The sequence below is a fragment of the Mycobacterium sp. genome (genome assembly GCF_050701675.1).
Lineage (GTDB): Bacteria > Actinomycetota > Actinomycetes > Mycobacteriales > Mycobacteriaceae > Mycobacterium.
In genome coordinates this window covers 1-3386 of record NZ_JBOGDD010001019.1, presented here as the reverse complement: position 1 = coordinate 3386, position 3386 = coordinate 1, and the positions used below count along the sequence as shown (strand labels likewise).

The following is a 3386-nucleotide window of genomic DNA, read 5'->3' as shown; positions in this document are numbered from 1 at the left end:
ACTCCGGCCGCTCATCGGGCTCGTTGTCGAGATACCAGGCGGCTCGCCGCGAGAGTGCCCTTCCGCCCTGGACGACGATGGCCATGTTCGCCAGGGGATGCGAGATCCCCTGCAGCGTCGAGATCGGCACGCCGAGGGTGTAGCGCGTCTTGGCGAACTCCGCCGCGATCGTCATCGTCTCGTCGACCAGACCAGCGAGCGCGGCCGCGGTCAGCAGACGCCACTCATCAAGGGCCGATTGGTAACTGGTCACGGCATCGGAGCCGCTGCCCAGCACCGTCCGAGTGTCGGCGGCGCCGGGATCGACCCACGCCATCGGCAACTTGCCGATGTTGTCGACCCTGGCAGGTCTGGTGCCGAACGTCAGCAGGACGACGTCGTCACCGTCGCGCAGCACGATGTGGTCGGCGATCGACCCGGATGCGATCAACCGGGTGCCTGCCGCACTGCCGAGCACTGTATCGAGGCCGACGATCTGCTCGCCCGTGACGATCGGGCTGCCGTCGTCCAACGCCCCGAGCCGGGCCAGCAGTCGCGCCGCGCACACGTGGTCGATCCACGGGACCGGCGCCAGGGACCGGCCCAGTTCCTCTGCGACGAGGGTGAGGTCGACGAGCGTGGCACCGTCGCCGCCGACGGACTCCGGCAGCGCCATCGTCGTGGCACCGGTGGCGCACAGGCGTTCCCAGAGGCTCTTGTCGAGGCCCACGGTCTCGGCGGAGCGGACCACTTCGATCGAGCAGTTGCTCTTGAAGAACTTCTGGTACGCCGCCTGGAGGTCCGTCTGGTCCTCGGACAGGCTGTAGTCTTCGCGGCGCAGTTCGTAGCGGTCCATGGTCACTCCTCGCGCGTGCCGAAGAAGAACTCGTCGGCGTTGTTGTAGAGATAGTTGTCCAACACCTCGGGCGGCAGGTCCAGAGCGACGGCCTCCGGGACCACCCGACTCTGTCTGAGCACCGGCCAGTCCGACGCGAAGATGATCTTGTTCGGGCCCCTGGTCCGCATGTAGTGAAGCAGGCTCTCCGGCAACCGCTTCGGCGACCAGGCCGAGGTCATCAACCGAAGGTTCTGGTACTTGATCAGCAGCCGGATCGCGACGTCCCACCAGGGATCAGCACCGTGGATCATGCACAGCTTCAATTCGGGGAACCGCACGCACACGCGGTCCAGGTGGATCGGGTTCTGCACCTCACCGGGGATCGGTGGGCCGGGCAGACCGGTGTTGATGCACAGCGGCAGCTCGATCTCGGCGCACTTGGTGTACAGCGGGTAGTACACCGCATCGCTCGGCGGGTACTGGCCGTCACCCCAAAAGCTGGGTCCCACAACGGCGTACGAGACCGGTAGGTCGTTCACCACGGCGGCCAGCTCCCGCAGTGACGGCATCGGCTTCAGCAGATTCAGCCCGCCGACGGCCAGCGAGAACCGATCCGGCCGTGCGTCGACGAACTTCCTGGCGGTGACCGACGGCTTGGCGAGGTTGTCCATCAGGATCGCTCGGGTCACCCCGTGGGCGTCCATCTCGTCGAGCAGTTCGGTGAGATCCACCGGGTCGAACATCGACTTCGGGCCCTTGAAGTAGTCCTCCCGTACCTTCGTCATGAAGGCCGGTTGCTTGTCGGTCTCGCCGAAGTGAACGTTGACCAGACAATCAATTGCTCTGTGCGTCATGTCATCTCCGCTATCTGGCCAACGGCGCGTGTTCGATTGCCTGGCTCTTCGCCCAACGGTAGTCGGCCTTGCCGTTACCGAGGCGGCGAACCTGGGCGACGACGATGAACTCCTTGGGCGCCTTGAAGCGGGCCAACTGCTGCGTGCAGTGGGTGTGCAGGAGGTCGTGGACCAGCACCGCGCCGTCGCGCAGCGCGATCAATGCGACCACCTCCTGACCCCAGCGCTCACTTGGTCTGCCCACCACCAGGGCGTCGACGATGTCGGGATGGGCCCGCAGGACTTCCTCGACCTCTTCGACGAACACCTTCTCCCCGCCGGTGTTGACCACCAACGAGTCGCGGCCGAGCAGACGCAGTGTGCCGTCCGACTCGATCGACGCGCGGTCCCCGGAGATCACCACCCGCTGACCCTGGACCTCGGGGAAGGTCTTGCGGGTGGCCTCCGCGTCGTCGTAGTACCCCAGCGGGATGCGGCCGTTGCGCGCCACCCACCCGATCTCGGCGTCACCGGGCTCGAGGAACCGCGTGTAGTCCGCCGACAGCACCAGTCCTCCGGTTCGGAGTTCGAAGGTCTCCTTCTGGTCGCCGCGCTGACTGCGCCCGAAACCCATGTTGCCGGTCTCCGACGAGCCGTAGCCGTTGATGATGGTGATCTGGGGCATGTACTCCAGGAGCGCCGCTTGATGTTTCGGGTTGGTGGCCGCGCCACCCGTGCCGATGGCGAACAGCGAGGACAGGTCGTAGGAACGTCGCCCGAGCTCCTCGACCAGCGGCGCGGCGTAGGCATCGCCCACCATGGTCATGAGCCCGACCCCGTGGCGCTCGGCCGTCTCGAGCACCGTCCGCGGGTCGAACTTGGACTTGGTGTCGTAGAGCACCGTGGTCTGGCCGCTCAGTACCGCGGAGAAGGCGGTCCACATCCCGGCGGCGTGCATCAGCGGTGACACGGCGAACCACGGCGGCCCCGCGTGGCGCACCTTGTCGTGAATCTCTTCCACCGCGAGGTGATCGCCACCGTTCATCGACGACACGTAGATGTCGCCCTGACGCCACATCACGCCCTTCGGCCTGCCGGTGGTGCCGCCCGTGCAGATCATCAGGAGGTCGTCCGGTGACGGCGAGACGTCCTGGTCGGCGTCGCCGGCGGCCAGTGCGTCGGCGAGAGTGGTGGCACCGGCGAGAAGTGGTGCGTCGCTGCCGTCGTCGACGGAGATGAGCAGGTCCGCGCTCATGGGCGGGAGCACGTCGGCGAATTTGGCACCGAGCGAGCGGTGGTAGACGACGGCGCGGGGCTTGACGTAGTCGAGCAGTTCGGAGACTTCACGCGGGGTGTAGTGGTAGTTGACGTTGACCGGGACCGTGCGCGCCTTGAGGCATCCGATGACCGCGTCCGGATACAGGTCGTTGTGCATCACCAATGCGACGCGGTCCTGACCGCACTCCCAATTGTTCAAGGCGGCGCGCTCGTGGTGTGCGCCGAAGCCGTTCTGCACGAGGAAGTTCGCGAGCCTGCGGGTGCGGTCGGCAACGGCACCGAACGTGCTGACGCGTTCGCCACACACCGTCATCGGCCGGTCGGGAATGACGTCGGCGATGGCGTCGATGACCTCGCCGATGGTCCATTCGGTCATGGCTAGGCGGAAGCCGTCACGTTCGCGCCCAGCAGATCCAAGGCGTTGTCCCGTATGACCTTTCGAGTGTCCTCGGTGCTGA

At 66.3% G+C, this 3386-nt stretch carries 3 protein-coding genes; all 3 read right to left on the bottom strand.

Annotated features, from left to right (window positions below):
- The coding region (locus tag ACRDUX_RS31310; protein WP_526419811.1) for an acyl-CoA dehydrogenase family protein at nt 1–835 on the bottom strand (835 nt) is incomplete at its 3' end.
- Nucleotides 836–837: 2 nt separating this feature from the next.
- Complete coding sequence (locus ACRDUX_RS31305; protein ID WP_526419809.1) at nt 838–1671, bottom strand: amidohydrolase family protein; 834 nt, start codon at nt 1669–1671, stop codon at nt 838–840.
- Between the two features lie 10 nt (nt 1672–1681).
- Entirely contained in the window at nt 1682–3304 is a 1623-nt protein-coding gene (locus tag ACRDUX_RS31300; RefSeq protein WP_526419807.1) for an AMP-binding protein, read from the bottom strand.
- Nucleotides 3305–3386: the final 82 nt, after the last annotated feature.